This window comes from Vibrio sp. UCD-FRSSP16_30 (assembly GCF_001676025.1).
Taxonomy (GTDB): Bacteria; Pseudomonadota; Gammaproteobacteria; order Enterobacterales; family Vibrionaceae; genus Vibrio.
This window is the reverse complement of the sequence record NZ_LZFW01000007.1, coordinates 1-20,404: the sequence shown is the minus strand read 5'-3', so window position 1 is coordinate 20,404 and position 20,404 is coordinate 1. Positions and strand designations below refer to the sequence as shown.

16 protein-coding genes are annotated in these 20,404 nt (G+C 40.8%); 8 read left to right on the top strand and 8 right to left on the bottom strand.

From position 1 onward, the window contains the following. Positions 1–45: 45 nt before the first annotated feature. The 3 genes from A9260_RS05325 to tnaA all read right to left on the bottom strand — a co-directional run bounded on the left by A9260_RS05325 (position 46) and on the right by tnaA (position 5,035). Positions 46–1,803, bottom strand: coding sequence for a glycoside hydrolase family 19 protein (locus A9260_RS05325; protein ID WP_068696900.1), 1,758 nt, complete (start codon positions 1,801–1,803; stop codon positions 46–48). 396 nt (positions 1,804–2,199) lie between these two features. Next, positions 2,200–3,453, bottom strand: a complete 1,254-nt coding sequence (locus A9260_RS05320) for an aromatic amino acid transporter (RefSeq protein WP_068696899.1) — start codon at positions 3,451–3,453, stop codon at positions 2,200–2,202. A 115-nt stretch (positions 3,454–3,568) separates the two neighbouring features. Next, entirely contained in the window at positions 3,569–5,035 is a 1,467-nt protein-coding gene (tnaA, locus tag A9260_RS05315) for a tryptophanase (protein WP_068696898.1), read from the bottom strand. Between the two features lie 913 nt (positions 5,036–5,948). Here tnaA and A9260_RS05310 point away from each other — a divergent pair. Then, the gene (locus tag A9260_RS05310; RefSeq protein ID WP_068696897.1) at positions 5,949–7,334 is read left to right on the top strand and encodes an NCS2 family permease; all 1,386 of its coding nucleotides are present in this window, start codon (positions 5,949–5,951) and stop codon (positions 7,332–7,334) included. Positions 7,335–7,406: 72 nt separating this feature from the next. On the opposite strand, the gene A9260_RS05305 is transcribed toward A9260_RS05310, so the two are convergent. From A9260_RS05305 to A9260_RS05295, 3 genes are all read right to left on the bottom strand, one after another. Continuing rightward, positions 7,407–7,745 carry a DUF1971 domain-containing protein gene (locus tag A9260_RS05305; RefSeq protein WP_068696896.1) on the bottom strand — a complete coding sequence of 113 codons (339 nt, stop codon included), beginning with the start codon at positions 7,743–7,745 and terminating at the stop codon, positions 7,407–7,409. Between the two features lie 9 nt (positions 7,746–7,754). After that, positions 7,755–7,982 (bottom strand): hypothetical protein, encoded by a 228-nt coding sequence (locus tag A9260_RS05300; protein WP_068696894.1) that lies wholly within the window; start codon positions 7,980–7,982, stop codon positions 7,755–7,757. A gap of 395 nt (positions 7,983–8,377) precedes the next feature. Beyond that, positions 8,378–10,444, bottom strand: a complete 2,067-nt coding sequence (locus A9260_RS05295; RefSeq protein WP_068696893.1) for an alpha-amylase — start codon at positions 10,442–10,444, stop codon at positions 8,378–8,380. Positions 10,445–10,634: 190 nt separating this feature from the next. On the opposite strand from A9260_RS05295, the gene A9260_RS05290 reads away from it, so the two are divergent. The 4 genes from A9260_RS05290 (at position 10,635) to A9260_RS05270 (ending at position 15,327) form a co-directional block, all read left to right on the top strand. Continuing rightward, positions 10,635–11,207: a hypothetical protein gene (locus A9260_RS05290; RefSeq protein ID WP_068696892.1), complete on the top strand. Its 573-nt coding sequence runs from the start codon at positions 10,635–10,637 to the stop codon at positions 11,205–11,207. A 360-nt stretch (positions 11,208–11,567) separates the two neighbouring features. Continuing rightward, complete coding sequence (locus tag A9260_RS05285) at positions 11,568–12,224, top strand: hypothetical protein (RefSeq protein ID WP_068696891.1); 657 nt, start codon at positions 11,568–11,570, stop codon at positions 12,222–12,224. 626 nt (positions 12,225–12,850) lie between these two features. Beyond that, on the top strand, positions 12,851–14,479 hold the full coding sequence (locus A9260_RS05275; RefSeq protein ID WP_068696889.1) for an AAA family ATPase: 1,629 nt from the start codon (positions 12,851–12,853) through the stop codon (positions 14,477–14,479). Then, on the top strand, positions 14,476–15,327 hold the full coding sequence (locus A9260_RS05270; RefSeq protein ID WP_068696888.1) for a hypothetical protein: 852 nt from the start codon (positions 14,476–14,478) through the stop codon (positions 15,325–15,327). The genes A9260_RS05275 and A9260_RS05270 overlap by 4 nt, the downstream gene beginning before the upstream one ends. 256 nt (positions 15,328–15,583) lie before the next feature. Here A9260_RS05270 and A9260_RS05265 read toward each other — a convergent pair whose 3' ends face one another. Beyond that, complete coding sequence (locus A9260_RS05265; protein WP_068696886.1) at positions 15,584–16,681, bottom strand: Fic family protein; 1,098 nt, start codon at positions 16,679–16,681, stop codon at positions 15,584–15,586. A 617-nt stretch (positions 16,682–17,298) separates the two neighbouring features. Here A9260_RS05265 and A9260_RS05260 point away from each other — a divergent pair. Further along, positions 17,299–17,868, top strand: coding sequence for an SLATT domain-containing protein (locus A9260_RS05260; RefSeq protein WP_068696885.1), 570 nt, complete (start codon positions 17,299–17,301; stop codon positions 17,866–17,868). Next, entirely contained in the window at positions 17,865–19,199 is a 1,335-nt protein-coding gene (locus tag A9260_RS05255; RefSeq protein ID WP_068696884.1) for a reverse transcriptase domain-containing protein, read from the top strand. Before A9260_RS05260 ends, A9260_RS05255 begins: the two co-directional genes overlap by 4 nt. Positions 19,200–19,437: 238 nt before the next feature. Here A9260_RS05255 and A9260_RS05250 read toward each other — a convergent pair whose 3' ends face one another. After that, positions 19,438–20,106 carry an SDR family NAD(P)-dependent oxidoreductase gene (locus A9260_RS05250; protein WP_269451474.1) on the bottom strand — a complete coding sequence of 223 codons (669 nt, stop codon included), beginning with the start codon at positions 20,104–20,106 and terminating at the stop codon, positions 19,438–19,440. A 76-nt stretch (positions 20,107–20,182) separates the two neighbouring features. Between A9260_RS05250 and A9260_RS05245 the strand changes: the two genes are divergently transcribed. Then, positions 20,183–20,404, top strand: a 222-nt coding sequence (locus A9260_RS05245; RefSeq protein ID WP_068696277.1) for a transposase, incomplete at its 3' end; no start/stop codon positions are given.

Below are 20,404 nucleotides of genomic sequence, written 5' to 3'. Positions count from 1 at the left end.
TCTGAGGCAGCCTCAAAGAGACCGCCTTTTAGGTTATTGATCAAACTACTTGATGATCACATCAGGGAAGTTAGCGACCACACACTTAGTGAAATCACCTTGTTTGAACGCAGAGAAAGGTGTTTGGTAACCGACCATTTGGCATGAATATGTTTCGCCAGTTGGTGTGTCTGATGACCATCCCCAGTCCTTTTCCCAGTAAATACTGAGTGCGCCAGCGCCATCAGTATCAAACTGCTTCATTTCTTTACAACCTAAGACTTCATCATCCGCGATTGGTACCTGTAAATATTGAGCAAAGTTTTTGTAGTAGTCGATGCGGTTTAATGATTGGGCAATTTCCACTGATCCACCACATTCGACGCCACCGTTGATGATTTGTGTTGTGACACCAAAACCAGAAACTAAGCCATTGGCTAAATCACGCTCGTTTGGTTGCCATGTGCCATCAATGACATGCATCATGGCCGGTTTAGGCGGTTGTGGGTAGGTAAAGAAGAAGACTGCCGAAGCAAAGTTTAACCACGTATCCGCCACCATTTCTGGATTGTCGAGTAAGGTGCGAACCGTACCAAACATCGCTTCAGAAAATGGGCCATAGTTGTAGTTGTAGCTCAACTGCTTAGCACCACGACCAAAGTATGATTTGAACTCACCATTTTCGAAGGTGCCACATGGCCAAGTTTGTCCTTGCCATACATCAGGGTTACATTCACCGTTGTAGCCGCCGCGCATCGTTTCATCCCAGCCCATTTCACGGACATGAACTAAACCTTGACGCCATTCTGGTACTGGCCAATCTGCGGTATGACCGCCTGTCTCTTGGGTAAAGTGAGCAAACATAGTTGCCAATGCTTTACGACAAATGGCATCTGAATCACGCCCGTCATCGTAAGTGCCACAAAACGCAGGGAATTTACCAGTAGCTTGCAAGAAGTGGCGATAGGTATATTCAGGTGTACGATCTGGGAAGATAAACTCCCAATCCGCTTCTGAAACAATACTTTCAATACGCTTAACGTTGTCAGGATTGCTCTCTGCTAGCGGTTTAATGGCATTTACGGTGGCATTATCAATGGTGCGAATTAACTCTTTTACCGATGCCATTGCTGGGAAGTTGGTTAACTCAGCTTCTTTAGCGTCCAAATCCTCTTGGTAAACCACATAGCCGTCTTCTGGCTCAGGGCTAGGCTCTGGATCTGGAGTAGGTTCAGGATCTGGGCTTGGGTCAGGGCTTGGATCGGGTTCTGGAGCAGGGTCGGGTGTTGGGTCTGGATCTGGCGTAACTTCAGGATCCGATGGCTGTGGATCCGACGGCGGAGTTCCGTCTGCAACTTCTTCCCACGCTTGATCCCAAGCCGTTCCCGTGCCCGGAGCGTAAGCCCATGCAGGGCCAGAACACCATGTTTGAGTAACACCCTCTTTACAGCGGTACAGTTTGCCCGAGTTGAGCACTATATCGCCTCCAACATAGGTTTCACCTTCAACATAAGCTGGGTAATCGCCCTCGATTGGCGGTACAACTGGCGGAGTTGGTTCTACTGGCTCATCAGGAGCAGCTGGAGGAGGGGTCGTCTCACCACCGGATTCAGAAATTAAAATCCACGGAGATTCCCAGCTATTTCCAGTCACATCAGCAGGAGATTGGTTAGGGTTTACCCACCACTGAGCTTCATAAATAGCACCGTTGAATGAGACACGCTCACCGCCAGTGTAACTTTTGTTTTGATCATAAATTTCAGCAGAAAAAGCAGCGCTCGAAAAAGCCAGTAGCATGGGAATGACTAAGCGTTTGTATTTCATAATAACACCCTGTTATTAAAGTGATTGAAGTGATTAAAACTCTTAAATCGACTAAAGCTACCAAAGTGACTGTAGTTAATTTTTGCATTTAAATCAGTTAGTTATATTTTTCGACTAGTCTATGTGAGGATGAGAATATGCAAATAGTCACATCCTATAATTGTGATCTGAGAAGGTGTTTTTATAATTAAATTGATTGATTAAGCGGTATTGATTAGGTGATACAAATAGACGTAAATATTGAGGAACGAATTTGCAGAAAATGAAAATCATTAATATAAATTTCAAGCGCTTTCTGACGGTCGCTTATTAAAAAAAAGAACCCCACTAAAAAGCGGGGTTTGTTAGTAATCTGAGCGCATTCACTCTATTTTTTATTCTAGGGTTTAGATTTCCTTACCCCACAAAACTAGGCAGTAGACCCACCATCGACATTAAGTGGAAGATTGCCGTTAGGACACCAAAAGTAATTACGCCAAATACCATCGCGTTACCGCCTGGAGCTTTAAAGGACTCTTCGCCTTTATGTGCTTGACGTGCTTTATAAACAAGTAGTGCAGGGATAATACATGTCCATACCGTTGCTGCTGCGCCTGCGTAACCAATGGCAATAACAAAGCCAAATGGGAACAGTAAAGACAGAGCAAGAGGCGGTAAGAAGGTGATTGCCCAAGTTTTAGTACGGCCCTGTTTGGTGTCTTCAAACTTAAATAAATCAGCAAGATAATCAAACACACCCAAGCCAACACCAATGAATGATGACAAGATAGCGGCCATAGAGAAGGTGTTAATTGCGCTGGCTACTTTGTCTGATTCAATCACGGTACTTAATGCACCTAATAGGGCATCAATGTTTCCGCCTTGTTCAATGACAGGAATAAACTGCTCTCTTGGCAGGTTACCAAAGATGCTAAATAGCCATAAGAAGTAAAGCCCTAAAGCAATGCCAGTGCCAAGTAAAATAGCGCGGCTAGCTTTGTGTTCATTACCGTAGTAAGCGCGCATTGAACTTACTGAGTGGTGGTAACCAAAAGAGGTTAAAGCAACTGGCAGCATCGCTAATACATACGGTGTGTAAGTCGCATTAGTATTAATCGAATCGGTTAAAATGGCGAAATCAACATTAAAGGCCAGTCCTGATACACCAAATACGAAGCTAAGAATCATAAATGTGATAAGAACAACCGAGATGCGATCAACCGCGCGAGTAGAATGCCAGACGAAAATGGAGAACACTAAAACAAATAGTATAGAAGAAATCTGACTGCTAACACCGAGCATACCTTGCAGGATCAAACCTGAAGATGTGGTGTATGCATAAAGTAAAATACCGCCAACAAAATAAACCGTTAAGTTGTTGAAGAAATTTACTTTCTCACCAAGTATGTCTTTGGTTACTGTATTAAAAGAGGCTTTTAGATCGTAGGTTTTGTACGCTTCTAGAAGCATCCAACCTGAGATAGTCATGACCACCATAGTTAAAGAAATGGCAATAATTGACCACATTGTCCATGCGCCTGCGCCTGCGCTAGGTAATCCCAGCATTCCGGCGCCAACACAGACACTTGCGATAATACAAGCACCGCCAATTAAGGATGGGCTTTTGTCTTTAGCACCACGTTCGGGTGCTAACTCAATAGTTTGTTCCATAGATAATACCTTGTTTCACGTTATTAGAATCTAATACCCAAACCTATTTTATTTTTTTGTTGGTTTTGGGCTGGAAATATAAAAGGCCTCAAAAGAGGCCTTGTTTATCAGTAAATTATGCTGGTTCTAATACTCTCTCTTGTGTTTGAACTTCAACTTGCGCAGGCTCGATTTCTTTTAGTCGCGCTGTGAAGTGGCGTAATACTTGAGGCTCGTATGTGAACTCAAGTCCTTTCACATTAGCGGCATTTTCTTTTACTTTTTGGAAGGCTTCGATAACGAAGTCCATGTGCGTTTGTGTGTAGGTTGCACGAGGAATGGTTAAGCGAAGTAACTCTGCCGGACAAACATGCTGCTCGCCAGTTGCAGGGTCGCGACCTAGAAGTAGTGAACCGATTTCTACAGCGCGGATACCCGCCACTTTATATAGCTCACATGCTAGTGCGTGCGCAGGGAATTGACCTGCAGGAATGTGTGGAAGCAGTTTGCCTGCATCAACAAAGGCTGCGTGGCCACCGGCTTGCTGACAGATAACGCCAATCTTCTCTAGGCCATCTACTAAGTATTGAACCTGACCAATACGGTAAGCAAGCCACTCTTGGCGCATGCCATCGTAAAGACCAACCGCAAGACGTTCCATTGCGCCGCCTTCTAGGCCGCCGTAAGTTGGGAAACCTTCTTGAACAACACAAAGCGTGCGACACTCAGTGTAAGAATCTAGCATTGAGTCATCTTTGAAGCACAATAGGCCGCCCATTTGTACCATTGCATCTTTTTTAGCAGACATTGCTAGTGCATCAGCGTACTTATAGGTTTCACGAGTGATGTCGATAATAGACCAGTCTTTGTATCCTTCTTCACGTTGCTGAATAAAGTAAGCATTTTCAGCGTAACGAGCCGAATCCATAACAACTGGGATATCGTACTTCTGCGCCATTTCATAAACCGCTTTTAAGTTAGCGATAGAAACTGGTTGGCCACCGGCAGAGTTACAAGTGATGGTGCTAACAATGTAAGGAACGTTTTTAGGGTCAGCTTCTAAAATAGCTTCTTCTAGTTTTACTAGGTCGAAGTTGCCTTTAAAGTCTGCATTTACAGAGGTATCAAATGCTTCTTCTGTGTAAACGTTTTTCGCTACACAACAGTTCACTTGAGTGTGACCCTGCGTGGTATCAAAGAAGTAGTTAGATAGGGCAACCATCTTAGTGCGGTCCAGGCCTTTTTCTAGCTCACGCTTCTTAATGAGAACCGGAATGTAAATTTGCTCTGCGCCACGTCCTTGGTGAGTTGGAATGGTGTGGTTATAACCAAAGATGTCTTTTACTGCATTAGAGAGTGCGTAGTAGCTACGGCTGCCACTGTATGCTTCATCACCCATAAGCATTGCTGCTTGCATTTTTTGTGTAATTGCACCAGTACCACTATCTGTTAGTAGATCAATAAACACATCGTCGCTGTCTAGCAAGAATGGGTTCATACCAGACTTAATGATTGCTTCTTCACGATACTCACGAGTGGTACGTTTTACTGGCTCAATAACACGGATGCGGAATGGTTCTGGTAGGTGCTTGAAGTTTTCCATAATATTACCTTTAGATTTCGGGTGTTTAAAACACCACTTTTATAATTAGTTTTATTTAAATACGCTTATTGTTTTATTTATTTAAAGCGTAAATATACATGCTTATTATCTAGAGAGATTAATAAGTTATTTTAATTTTATATTTAATTGATGATGTCATTCGGTATATCTAAATAGAATAAAGCAATAAGACTGCATAAAAGAACTTAAGGATTAAACTAAGTTTGTAGATAATAAATAAAAGACCATAAGCCATTGTAAATAAAGAGGTTGTCTTTGCCTGTTACGCTTGGCTGTACAGTGGTTTAGTCATTATCGAGATAGATCGAATGACAAGTAGTTGAAGGCTTATTCTGATGAAAGGTGAAACGACAGTTGATGATCGATATTATACCAAGCCAACATGATCAGCTCTCCTTTAAATTGCGATTTTAGATACATAGACATTTTGATGTCTCCGTTTTATTTTGCAATGTATAACTTGATGTCAGGAATAATAAGGCAAATAATTAATTAATAAAATACAAGTTAATTATAATTGTGACGAATAGACAAATCGAGATCACATATATAATTGCTAAGGATAAAATAGGTAATATATAGCCAGATTTTGATAATATTAAGTGATCGTTATCACTAATAATTCTAGTGACTCATATCATGCAGGACCAAGGACCAAGGACCAAGGACCAAGGACCAAGGACCAAGGACCAGCCCCCCACACTTTTTAACAGTGAAGCATGCTTCCAAACCTATACTTCTGTAGTTTTTTCTTCCAAATCTGAATCCTAGAGCTTTATCTATTGCACACGCAAACGTTTACCTGTATTTTCTCGCCACTGAAATTTTTACTTACATTTTACGAAAGGGCACTTACAGCAAGTACTTTTTCGACCAGAACGAAGGAAATAACATGTCTGAGAATACATCAACTCAGCCCCAAGAATCGGGACTGAACAATAATGGTGCACCTGCCTCAGGTGGTTGGCTTGATAAGTTCTTTTTAATTTCACAGCGCGGAAGTAATGTTCGTCGTGAAGTATTAGCGGGCTTTACTACCTTCTTAGCAATGGTGTACTCGGTCATTGTGGTACCAAACATGTTGGGTGCGGCAGGTTTTGACCAAGGTTCTGTCTTTATTGCAACCTGTCTAATTGCTGCATTTGGTTCACTACTAATGGGTCTTTGGGCAAACTTGCCGATGGCGATTGGTTGTGCCATTTCGTTAACCGCATTTACTGCATTTAGTTTGGTTCTAGGGCAGGGCGTTTCAATTCCTGTTGCTCTGGGCGCAGTCTTCTTAATGGGCGTGGTGTTTACTGCTATTACAGTAACGGGCATTCGCCAATGGATTTTAACTAACCTACCTGAAGGTATCGCACACGGTACAGGTATCGGTATTGGTTTATTCCTTCTTCTTATCGCGGCAAGCGGTGTTGGCCTTGTCATTAAAAACCCGTTTGAAGGTCTTCCTGTAACGTTAGGTGAATTTACTTCTTTCCCAGTGATCATGTCTGTTCTTGGTTTGGCGGCAATTTTTGGTCTAGAAAAACGCCGAGTACCGGGTGGTATTTTGATTGTGATCGTGGCGATCTCTATCATCGGCCTTATCTTTGATCCTTCAGTTAAGTTTCAAGGCTTCTTTGCTTTACCAAGTTTTGGTGGCGAAAACTCTTTGATTGGCACTATGGATATCATGGGCGCACTTAACCCTCTTGTATTGCCAAGTGTTCTTGCGCTAGTAATGACCGCAATTTTTGATGCAACGGGCACCATTCGCGCGGTAGCAGGTCAAGCAAACTTGCTTGATAAAGACGGTAACATTATTGACGGTGGCAAAGCGCTAACATCAGATTCAGTGTCTAGCATTGTTTCTGGCGCAGTCGGCGGCGCACCAGCAGCTGTTTATATCGAATCTGCGGCGGGCACAGCAGCGGGCGGTAAAACAGGTCTAACAGCGGTGGTTGTTGGCGTATTGTTCTTATTCATGCTATTTGTCGCACCAATTAGCTACTTAGTACCGGGTTACGCAACTGCGCCAGCATTGATGTATGTTGGTCTGCTTATGCTAGGTAACGTTCGTAAGCTTAACTTTGACGATTCTGTTGATGCATTATCTGGACTAGTTTGTGCGGTATTTATCGTACTAACCGGTAACATCGTAACGGGTATTATGCTTGGCTTTATGTGTCTTGTAGTGGGACGTATCTTTGCTGGCGAGTGGAAAAAACTTAACTTTGGTGTGGTATTAATTACCATCATGCTTGTTGTTTTCTATGCTGGTGGTTGGGCAATCTAACCTAAAGCGATTTCTTTATATGAAAATACCCAGCCATTTGGCTGGGTATTTTTTTGTCTGAACTTAATCAGTTTATTTCTTAGCGCTAAACATCTGTTGGTTTCGCTTGTCTGCATCAGACCAGAAGTTGATGTTGAACTGCGCATCATCTGACATTTCAATGCGGTGCCAGTATTGCGGAGGACTTGTTGCAAATTGACCTGCATTGATCACAACACAAACTTCTGGTTCAGTCGCATCACCATCAGCAAAGCCGTAGTAAGTTACTGTGCCTTCCATTACGCAAAGCTGTCCAAATACATCTGCTGCTGTGTTGTGATGAGTCAACAATGCAGGTGGCACGCTGTTTTTAGTAAAGAAAGGAGTAGAACGTTGTACAGTCCAGTTTTTTGGGATTCTTAAATGGCTCATTTTTTTCTCCTACACATGGTTTTGTGTGATAGATGTAAAGTGTTGTGCAACATGACCGGGTTTAACCTGCATGCTACTTAATGATTTAGACAAGACAGAGTGAAAGCGATGTACTGCGCTGCAAACAAATGAACTAAGCAGTGATTTGCGATCATTTAAGACACAGTGAGCTGAATGGCAGTGCAGTTCTTCAATAAAAGCCTCGTCGGTTTTATTTTCTAGAAACATCTGATACATAAGGTTCTCTTGTCTAATTGATTGTCTGGTTGATGCTATATACATAGCAAATGGCGTGCCAAAAAAATAAAACCAATATATTCAATTGGTTATGATTGGCGGACTTATTTGATTGTCATAAAGACAACAGCAATCAATTGTCAATAATGCAAATAGTTATCATTTAGATAATGTTTGCTGAACCAATTTCAAAAAATAGCCGATGCGTATTTTTTAAATTGAAGTGTGCCAAGAGAAAGAGTAAAAGAATGAAAAATGAAAGGGTGGCTACCAGTAACAATGGGGCGTCATTGACAAAATAGACTGCCATTTGAAAGTAGAGTGTTATTTGGAAAGTACCTGATAGCCCTGCAGGTAGAGCAGGGCTAAATAGACGTGATGGGTATAAATATTAGTTATTTACCCGAGTAATACACAATCACCGAGTCATCATTTAAGGTTCTAGAGAAAGCATAGCCTCGAGCTTGCGTTAAGTCAGTATGGATACCACCGCCGATAGCAGGGTGCCTTTGACGAAACTGACCAAGGGTTTGCCAGTGATTGAGTAGGGCTTCTCTTTGCTCGTTTAGCGCCCATGGCATGTCAGAGCGAGTGCCTTGGTGGAAGTCGTCAGCATACGGCCCAATGTCTCTTGCGACTTCGTCACCATAGTAAATTTGAATGGCTCCAGGAGAGAGCAATAGCGCATTAGCGGCATTTCGTTGCATTTCAAATGACTTAAAGCGTGCGAAGAACAGCTCCGTGTCGTGAGAAGACATGTAACTTACCGGTGTATAGCCTGGATTTTCTTGAATTTCTTTAGCGTAGTTTGTATAGGTATTACGCATATCGGACAAACACACTGCGCCTCTATCCAGTTGCTTTTGCATATCGAAGTTAATCAATGCATCAAAGCCTTCATCGGCATACGGCGAACGATAAGCTGAGTGAGCCCATACTTCACCCATCATCCAAAAGGGTTCTTGCGGGCGATCGTTGTCTTTTTGCCATTGGGCCAGTTTTTTACTGGCTTGCGCTTTAAGATCTAGCCAAACCTCACCTTCAACATGCTTAACCGTGTCAACGCGAAAGGCATCAATGCCAAAACGTTTCACCCAATCGGTTTGCCATTCAACTAAGTAATCAGCCACTCGATAGTCTTTTTGCGCGATGACGTGAGTGCCAGGGTTATCTAACAGCCATTGTGGAGGGGTCACAAACTTGTCGGATTCTGTTTTAAAATCAGGAAGCCCAGCCAATGTTAGTGTTTTAGCGCCACTTCCCGGTTTGTCATACCCAGGTAGACCGCTACGCACCCAGTCAGCTCCCCACCATGTTGACCAGTTAGGGCTTTTATAATCAATTAATTCATGGGAAGAGTGCCAGTTATTACCTGGCTTTGGTTTCCACTGCGTCAGATCTTTGCCTTTTGCTTCTGGGGTAAGAACCGCAATATCATCAAATTGAATATCGGCTAACGTAGCGTAACCTGGATGATTAATTACCGCATCTAGCATCACTTTGATGCCACGTTTGTGAGCTTCTTCGACTAAGGTTTTGAGATCGTTATCATCCCCAAAATTGTGGTCGATTTTAGTGAAATCTCTAGACCAATATCCATGATAGGCATAGAAAGGAAATGATCCTTTGTCGCCACCTCCGACAAACCCGTGCACTTGCTCAACAATAGGTGAAAGCCAAATAGCGTCAGTGCCAAGCGATTGAATGTAATCTAGTTTCTCAATCACACCCTTGAGGTCGCCACCATGAAAAGTACCAATTTCTTGTTGCCCATCGCTTTTACGACCATAACTGTGATCGTTGCTGTTATCGCCATTATTAAAGCGATCGACCATCACAAAGTAGATGTTGGCATTTCGCCAATCTAAAGGTTGGTCGATTTTTTTATTGGCAGCGACCTTTTCAATCAACATAACTCCGCCAGTGCTGCGGGTTGGATTAAAGGTGACCGTGCCATTACTGACCGTGGCCGTTTGCCCACTAAAGGCTTCTTTTAATTGCGTACCGTCAGCAAAAGTGTCAGCGACCTTAATGACAGCAGGCATATCGGTATACGTTTCACAGCCTACTTTTGGTAGTGGTCTGACAAACTGTTGAGTCTTTGATGTGGTGGGCTGGCGCTTTACTGATAACGTTTGTGCTTGCTCATCGTAACTAATGGCGTAATCGCCAGAAAAACGAATATTAAATGGCAGTTCAGTATCGCTTTGACAATTCAAGCCAAGTGGCGTGTTAAAGCGAACTCTCTGTGATTCTGGCGCAGTACAATTTCCCTCAAGTCCTGCAACCTTGAAAACATATTTGTTTTTATTGAGTGTCACAATTAAAGGCTCATTAGCATTGAGCGGAAAGTCTCGCGCAGTGGTGCTAGTGGCAATCGATATATTTGGTTCGGCGTAAAGAAGAGGACTGGTTAAAGTGATGGCCGACAATATAGCGCAATAAGTAAGGCTTTTTTTCATTGTTATTGATGCTCCGTTTCAAATCATTCTTATAATAATATGTTGCTAGAATGACGAAGCTAAGAGAGGAGCTCAAACCTCCTGTAAGGAATTTGTAATACAGATCATTAACTGCGCAAGCGCAAAGGTATAAATTGATGTTTTTATTTTGCTATATTAGTAAAACAGCCATGAAATCAAGTTCATATACATGAGTGTTAAAAAATTTATCCTGTTAATTTGTAGCCTTATGATGTCGGTGTATGTGTCGGCCGCCGCTAATCCTTATTGGTATTACTCCTTTATTTCTTCGCAATACAGTCCTTGGCTTGAACAAGACTTTCAATCATCAAATGCATGGTTTGAGTGTTCAGAGTTAGATAAGCCTCTGTTTTGCAGTGACTTAGTCACTATTCATGCCACACAGGTATATGCCACGATCAGTTTTGAGCATGACACATCTGCAACTTCTACAAAATCTACATCACCGACAACATTACTGCTCAGTAGTGAATTTTCACTCGTTAATTTTAATAACTTGCAACTTGGGCTACGCCAAGATGGTTTTAAGTTAAAGAAACTGTTGATTGATGGGGTCACTTTAGATATAGAGCAAGAAATGAAGCACCAATCTGTCGCCTCTGTAGACCGAGAAGTTTTGCTGCTGATCAACCGCTATTCGGCCACTAAACCACGAACTTTATACTGGCAAAGCGCCGATAAAAGTCGTTCTGCTGTATGGAAAAGTGATCTTAACGGCATCACGATTACCTATACTCGATAATCGTTGATGAACCCTATTTTTCGGTAAGCATTTTTTATTAGTTAGAAACACTCCAAACTCATCTATGCCCCATTATGTTTTACGCTGGATTTTCTAAGTAGTATAGAGCTAGGTGTCTGACATACTTTTCTTTATGGCAAAAACTCTAGCTATGTGGCCAAATCTGTTAATCCACTACACTCCTGATGTCACATTGCTTATGAATAGAACCTAAGATTGCGCTGTGCTTGGCTCAATATCGATGGTTTACAGTGGTCACGACAATAAAACTTGAAGGGGCAACTGTGGAACTTGTCGATAATTGGACACGAATTAGCTTTAAGGCAAGCGACATTAAGTTGCGCTCAGGAAAAGTTTGAGATGCAAGGGTATGAGTATTGGAGCGAACGCTCAGCGCCGTGGGTTTTTAATGAGCCTGCAAATAAGCGTGAGCTCGAGGAAGTCGAGCGTTTTGAGCTAGCTGAGCACGTACGCTTTACAGTCAAAAGAGGGCTTTCCGCAACGCTAACGGTAACGTCGGTTGGGGATGGTTTCTATTTTGAAGATGATGATGGTAATTATCAGAGTCCAGACCGAATCAAATTGTCGCTCAACGCCTTTGATGATGACCCTGCGACCTTGATAAAAGATGGGTGTATTGGGGGGGATGTCCATGAAGCTTATGTGCAACTGGCCATTACTGAGCGTGAATTTGCTGAACTTGAACGGGCACTGATAGCGGGTTATCGTGAGTTTTCTATCACGTTAGCCATTAAGGCACCTCATAAGTTAGGTAATGTGTATATACCAGCAGAGCAACGTCGGCGATATGTTGCAGGCTTGGAATATTTAAATTGCTACCATGCGTTGGAATTGTTCAAAGATTCAAAAACGGTTTCTTCTGCTCAGGGGAAAGGGCGATACGACCATTACCTTGCAGAAATATTTTTGATGATAAAGTCGAACAATACGACGTTCAAACTGATGTTATGGGTTTTATTGCTTTTGGTAGTGACTTCTTTCGAGTATTTCTTTTAGAATTTATCGGAGTTAAGTCTTTCTTTTTTCCTTACAAAACTTATCCGAAAGTCCCACATTCACTAAAATCGTAACATGTAAATGCCCAGAAGTGAGCTGAGTCAACCGTTCAGCTAACAAAGTTCTGCCCCAAGGCGAGTTTCATCAGCATTCCTAGCTTCTATAGTAAGAGAATTTTGCATTAGAAAAAATTATGACTAGAACTTGCATATTGGCATTGTCATTGAAAAACATTGTCGCTCAAATGCTACATAGCGACAGGTAATCATCCTATCAGTGAGGAAATTAGCTCTTGCTATCAGGGAGGATATGTCAAGAAATCTGAATTAGTTCATTTTCCAACAGGTAAATGTGGTTGATGTTCATTTTTTATGTGATTATTTAGGTGGTTATAAGAGTATGAGCAGAAGAGAGGCAGCTAGAAAATGAGCCTGTCGCTTCATAAAATGTTTGGCCACTGGGCGATTCCAATTAGCAGAATTAGAATGAAAGGCCCTGAAAGAAATTTCAACCATCAGCTAAAAACTGAATCGGTGATAGAACTTCAATCCAAACAACCATCTACTTGGGTATATAGGTTGGCCAAATTTATTGCTGTTAAAGCTATCAGTAAATAGGAATAATAAATGGAACTACTACAGGTTTTATTTAGCTTAAATAAAAGCGCTGAACATGTACCACTGCCTGGTCAAGTGATCATTTCACCTACTGAAACATCATGGAATGACTTTGGGTTCAAAATTAGATGTGAATTCAAGGTTTGTATATCTAAAGACCATAGACCGATGGAAGGGTCAATGCTCATTGGTTTTATGGCACCTGACAATATTGAAGAAGAGGAAGAGTTTCTATTTTATGAAAAAAGAAAAACTTTATCGGAACACCTTATAAAGACCAATCAAGAGGTCGTTTACTCGGAAGACCTTCCTCCATTTTTTACCTTGCTACCTGAAATGCAAAGCTACCGAGACCTTTACGACGAGTTTGGCCGTGAAGGAGTCGAACTATTCTTATGCTCAGTAAACGATCTTTCTAAATATAAAAATACTGATGAAAAGTGGGTAAAAAAAGCCATTGACACTGAAGTGTTTAAACTTGGTTTCATGCGGAACTCGGAGCCGTTCTTCGCTTATCATAACGCCAATAGTATTGTTATTGGTGAAGAGCTAAAAACTGATAGTGCTATATCTAACTCGTTAGAACTTAAGTTCAACCTAGATGGTTTTGAGGAACCTCATCAGCTGTCACTAAAATACAATCATCAGAGTATTATACCAAAGCGAATATTTGTACTTATTGGTAAAAATGGTGTTGGCAAAAGCGAATCACTAAAGGCATTTTGTCGAGGTGCACTTCAATACAAAGATAAAGGATTGTCGCTGGTTGATGGTAACGGCAAGCGACCTCTTATCAACCGTATAATTGCGATAGCGACACCTGGAGAAACAACAAATACCTTTCCACAAGAAAGAAAAGTAACACAAAAGCTCTACTATCGACGCTTAACCCTTACTCGCAAAGGAACACATTATATTGGTGATTGCCTAGTGAAATTAGCAAGAAGTCAAGATGAGATTGGTGAATATTCACGTAAAGAGCTTTTCTTAGACGCTTTGGAGCAAGCAGGCTTAGACCCTAATAAAATTTATGTTCAATTAAAGTCAGAACGACTTTTAAACTTATCAACATTTATATGTGGGAGTGCTGAACAGGACACTTTAAACCACTGGGCTGATATTGAACCTAATTTAGATCCAAAAGCAAAAAGAGGAGATGGTTTTTACCCTCTTAGTAGTGGTCAGCTAACCTTCTTTAAGTTTGCCTTACTGAGTTGCTTATTCATTGAAAACGGTACGTTTGTACTGATGGATGAACCTGAAACACACATGCACCCGAACATGATTGTTGATTTCATAGGGCTACTAGACTTCTTACTAGAAAAAACAGGCTCTCAGGCACTCATAGCGACTCATTCAGCGTATTTTGTCCGTGAAGTACCTAATGAACAGGTAGCAGTGCTCTCATTATCAGGTAATAGACTGCTGACCGATAAACCTAGGCTACCGACATTTGGTGCAACAGTAGACTCTATTTCGCAGTTTATCTTTCAGGAAGATACTGAAATAAGACTTTCAGAAAAGCTCTACGAGAAAGTGAAAGACAAGAACTTTTCTGACATAGAAGAACAGCTTGGAAATGAAATATCACTATCAGCCTTAATGCGATTAAAACGCATGATGGAGGCTAAACTTTGAAAAAGCTTCCTGCACCAGTAGTAAATGATACTGTAAAAATAACAGCTACTTCTCAAAATACTAGACTCGATAGAACAAGCTATCCTTATTTGAGTAATCAGTTACAAGCCATTTTAAATGGATATCAAAACTATGACGCTAATGATGGTAACGCTCTATTAGTTGCTAACGTCAATATTACCAATAACTTATCGTCAGCCCTAAAGAAGCATTATGCTTCGCCACCATCTGACCTAAAGTTTATTGATGAACTGAGAGCATCTTCACCGAACGTCTGTCCAATGTGTGGTTCGTTAAAAACAGGGACTCTTGATCACCTATTTCCTAAAGATGATTACCCTTGGTTTGCTGTATATTCTAAGAATCTAGTTCCAGCTTGTGATTGCAATAGTAAAAGAGGAAAAAATTTAAAGGGTGTGAGTAAAAGAATACTACATCCTTATTACGATCTTATTCTTAATCAGAGGCTTTTGTCGTGCAGTATTGTTCAAGATCCTCAATTCCCAAACGCTAAAATTAAAATAGATTATGTTTTGCCACAACACCCTGAGATTAACAGCATTAAATATCATGCTGAAAAAGTGGTTATTCCATCAGGAATTATAAATTGGCTAGAAGGTGAATGGGATACAACTACGCAAAATCCAAGCTCTAAAATTCAAACATTACCGTTAGCCAATATTCCGACAGTAGCGGACTTTTCGAGATATTTGAATGATGCCTTGAATCGGTATGATCAGTCGTACAGTACACCCAATAACTGGTTTTCAATCTTCATTCATGGAATTCTAAACTCTCAAGGCGTAGTTCGATTCTTATACAGTAAGCACAACGTGATGTACCCATAGTATTTAGAAACATGCTTTCGGAACGAAGGTCAATACAGCTGATATTGACCTTTTAGTGAATGAATGATGCTGGCCACTCAATTAAGTTTTCAATACCCGAAGTAATCCGTAAAATACTAATTTAGTAAAATCACTAACAAAGTTTTGTCCAGAACTGAGTTAATTACCTTTAATGAGTTACGGTTTCCCTCTTTTTTTGCAAGCTGAGGTAGGTTGATTATTACCCCCCCCCCCTTGTTTGCCAGTTGAGGTCGGTTTACTTCCTTAGTCGATATCTAGTACTACGCCCTACACCTGATTTGACCAAGCCGTTATTCTCAACCAATGCAGCTAAATGTCGCGTCGCAGTCGGTTTACTTACCTTTGTGACTTTATGGTATTGAGATGTATTTATTCCATCAGGAAAATCCCCATCGAGCATTCTATTTAGTACTTTGACTTGCTCTTTAGACAGCTTAGTTTGGTCAATCTCATGCCAAAAGTGGGTTTTAAAGATGGTTTGGTCGATCTCCTTTAGCACTTCATCAAATGTATTATTTAGAATTTCAAAAAACCAAACTAGCCAAGCCGTAATGTCAGTATTGCTTTTTTGGTTTTTCTCAAGGATGTCATAGTAACTTTTTCGATTCGCTAAGATGCCCACAGACATTGCGTAAAATCGCACGGACTGCTGCTCTGCTTGAGCCAAGGCGAGGTCAGTCAACAAACGAGTGATACGTCCATTGCCATCATCTAACGGATGAAGCGTTACGAACCATAAGTGAGTGATTGCCGCTCTAATTAATGGGTCTATTGAAATATCCGTTTTAGAGTCATTAAACCACTGAATAAAATAGCCGAGTTCTTTATCTAAGATATCTCGCTCTGGCGCTTCAAAGTGAACAATTGGCCTATCGATACGCCCAGAGACGACTTGCATCGGTGTATCGCCTCGTAATTGCCCTCCTATCACAGGGTTAAACATGGTGTAACCTGCAGGAAACAACCGATGATGCCAGTGTAAAATCCTTTCCAGTGTTAAATCTGTATCTAAATTTTCAACGGCATCTAACATGATTTCCGCTAGGCCGTCAGTTTGTTCTGTAGTAGGAAAAGGACGCTCTTCAGAGACTCCAAGTTTATTCGCTAATGAAGACCGCACGGAAAATGCATTCAGTTTTTCACCTTCAATGGCGCTTGAGTGAACAATATTGGCCAAAAGTGTATCGAGCATACTTGCTTTTTCATCTTGAGAGTGGGCATAGATCTTGCCCAAGAGAATGCCTTGATTTAAGCGAGTCTGTCTAATGATTGGCTCGATGGTATTTTTATCCCAGCTAAATTTAGGCCAAGTTTCTTGCTGCCAGATCCACATATAGTTTCCTTGATTTGAAAAAGCGAACGATACGAATCATATTATGATGCGTAATTAACCCTTATTCAACTCAAGAAATGATTTGATAATGGTCAAATTCGAATCATGAATTCCAATGTTAAGAAGTGGCTAAGGGTAAACATGGCATGATTTGCATTTTTTGTGCTTTGACTCAATATGGCTGAATTACTTTTGCCCCAATACGCGTTAGATCAAATGATTTTTAAAATCTAGAAGCATACATTTCCACTACTGAATCTTATCCGAAAGAACATTGGTCGACTAATTAAAGACGTAGCTTAAGTTATTGGGTATAGAAGTTTAAATGTGGCTTGGCAGGTTTATAATCAATTATCCCCATCGGTATAGTAAGGAAAAGACGCTAACATATTAATAAACCGATTAAAATTTTATCTGGTTCCACTCCCATCAATTGTATGCAATACGGCGAAGTGCTACCATCATAACCGCCCTGTCGGTGTGTATGTCTACAAGCCTCCAAAAGAGGTGATTCTAATCATGAAGCGATTTATCGCTTACTTCCTTTGTGAAGTAGCTCTTTTTAAGGGCGTTAACGGTCTTAAAGTATTCCCGCAGGGCATTCATTCGGAGCATCTATGAATAAAGATAACATTTGGTGGACACGAAAAAACTGGATTAATGCCGAAAAAAGATTAAATAGCATGGCTACATGGTCAAACCTAGCTCTTTTTTGGTATTCACTATGTGGTGTTTTTGCTTCAGTGCTAGTGCTAGGGGCGGAGCAACCTGATCTCACCTCAAAGCTGTTTATTTGCTTTTCTGTATTTGTTTTTTGTGCTTCTCTTTTATCCTCATTAGGCCGCTATAGTGATAGAGTCGCAAAACTAAAAAGTGGCTATATCCAGCTACAAGCATTGTATTCAAAAGTTAAAGACAAAGACTCCTTATCTGAAGAAGATGAAGCAAGATACACACAGATCCTTGATTCCTGCGAAAACCATTTTTGGTCTGACTTCATTAACTCAAAAGTAGAAGCTTATCTGAATACCAAAGATAAAAGTGAACTTACGATAGTCGCGACTAAGCTGGACTTTGTCTTATATTTTGGGCTACGTATTGTCAAAGTCATCAGCATCGCAGCACTAATATTAGCACCTGTGTTGTTAATCTATTTTTCTATTTTTAAAGGTGTGACTAATTTATGACCACTTCGATATCCGACACCTTTACCCCTGAAAACTTAAGAGACATTTACTTAACACACTTTGCTCTATCAAAAGTTACCGGTGTGGACTGTATTCAACCAAAGCATTTCTCCAAGGTACAAAGCCAAGAACTCCATACTATTGTCACTAAGGTTTATTTTGGTAAATACAATTTCACTAGATACAAAGAAAAACTGATATCTAAAGGGGCCAACAAACATCCCAGACAAATTGCGATCCCTACCCTAAGAGATCGAATTACTCTAAAAGCCCTTAACAATTATCTACAGAAAAACTTTGGACAAAAATTAAGTGTTCAGGTACCTCAGCAAGTAACTAGAGAAGTAAAACAAGCTCTTGATTCTAGACTTTATGAAACTGCAATAAAGATAGACATAAAAAACTTCTACCCTACTGTTAATCATCAAAACCTTTTGAATCAACTAGCTAAACTAGGTGTTGAAAGTGATGCAATAAAATTGATTCATGCTGCCATATCTACAGGGTTCCAGAAGAATCAAAGTAATATAATCGGCGTACCACAAGGCTTATCTATCTCAAACGTGCTTGCTGAAATTTATATGATGGAGCTAGACAAGAAACTGAAAAAGCCTGACATCTTCTACAAAAGATATGTCGATGATGTACTTATTTTTTGCAAAGAAAAGGATGCTCAAAAAATCTATGAAGATTTTGTTCATGAGGCTACAAAGATAGGCTTGAACGTTCACGATCTCGAACAAAACTCGGATAAAACAACGATAACTCCTATAGATCAAGAATTCTCTTATCTTGGCTATGTATATAACCCAACAATACATAAAAACGAAGTGTCAATTTCAGTAAGAGAATCTAGTAGAAAGCGATTTCAAGACTCCATAGCCGCTCTTTTTACCTCTTATGCAAATGCGGGTAAACATCGCTCAAAAGCACTTCTATTCTGGAAACTCAATTTGAGAATAACCGGATGTATAGCAAGCAATAAGTGTAAGGGGTGGTTATTCTTTTTTTCTGAAATTGACGATATGAAAATGCTTTTTGAACTCGACAACATGATAAAGCATCTTTGCGTTAAAAATCGTGTGGATTATAAGAACGTTAAAAAGCTAACTAGAGCAATACATGAAGTTAAGCATCATAAATGGAAGAGTAACTACTTCCCAAACTTTGATTCATACAAAATAAAAAGTATGAAAGAAGTAGTTTCTCATGATGTGGGAATTCCAGTTCATAAATTGAAGTTATCAGACAATGATATTAAGGATCGATTTTGGTCCATCGTAAATAGAGAAGTTAAGTCAATGGAAACAGACATTTCAAGCTTCTCCTAAGTAAAACTATACGATTAATCTTAAACGACCTCATAGGGACAGGTTTTGCCTGTTGTAGTTTCCTTACCTGAGTTGATTTATCTTTTGCCAATTCTTCAAAGTCACTAACTCATTTTTGTCCAGAACTGAGTTAATTACCTTTAATGAGCACCTAGTCAGCAACGGCTTATCACATGCTCAAGATATTCAGGCGATGCTGGTTGATAACTAGGGCCTACAAGTTCAATTGCGAACAATATTAGTCGCGATCAATCGCAAATGGAGACCACGCCTGACGCGTTGGCATTACCTCTACACGGTTGATGTTGATGTGATCCGGTAGTGACGCTATGTAGAACATCTGCTCTGCAATATCTTCGGCACTAAGTGGTGTTGTACCTTGGTATAAATTATCAGAAGCTCTTTGATCGCCTTTAGTGCGCACTAGCGTGAACTCGGTTTCTGCAATGCCTGGCGAGAGGTCAGTAACGCGCACTCCTGTACCTTGTAAATCACATCTTAGGTTGTAACTGAACTGCTTAACAAATGCCTTGCTCGCCCCATATACATGGCTTCCAGGGTAGGGCCATTGACCTGCAATTGAGCCCACATTGATGATGGTTGCGCCTGCGCCTGTTTTGATGAGGGTAGGTAATAGAGCATGGGTAACATTGACTAAACCTGTCACATTGGTATCGATCATGGTATGCCAATCGGCTAACTCAACCTCTGGAGCACCTTGTGACGCAAGGGCTAAGCCTGCATTGTTAACGAGAGCAGTTACGGCTGAAAACTCATCTGGCAGAGCGTCTACCGCCTGTTTTACTGCGTCAGCATCACGAACGTCCAATTGCATGACGTGTACAGGCACAGATAGTGCTTCTTTCAGATCAAGCAATCGCTCAATACGACGACCAGATAACACCAATTGTAACCATCCCCTAAAATAGGTGTATTCCGATTTAGAGTTCTTCCGTTTAAACTAGATAAAACGGAGAATGATCATGAAAAAATCACGCTATACAGAATCACAGATTGTTAAAATCTTGAAGGAAGTTGAAGCAGGCCGAAAGGTCTCTGATGCCTGTCGTGAATATGGCATATCAGATGCAACGTACTATAACTGGCGAGCCAAATATGGAGGTATGGATAGTTCGGACATCAAACGACTGAAAGAGCTTGAAGAAGAAAACCGACGATTAAAACAAATGTACGCTGATTTAAGC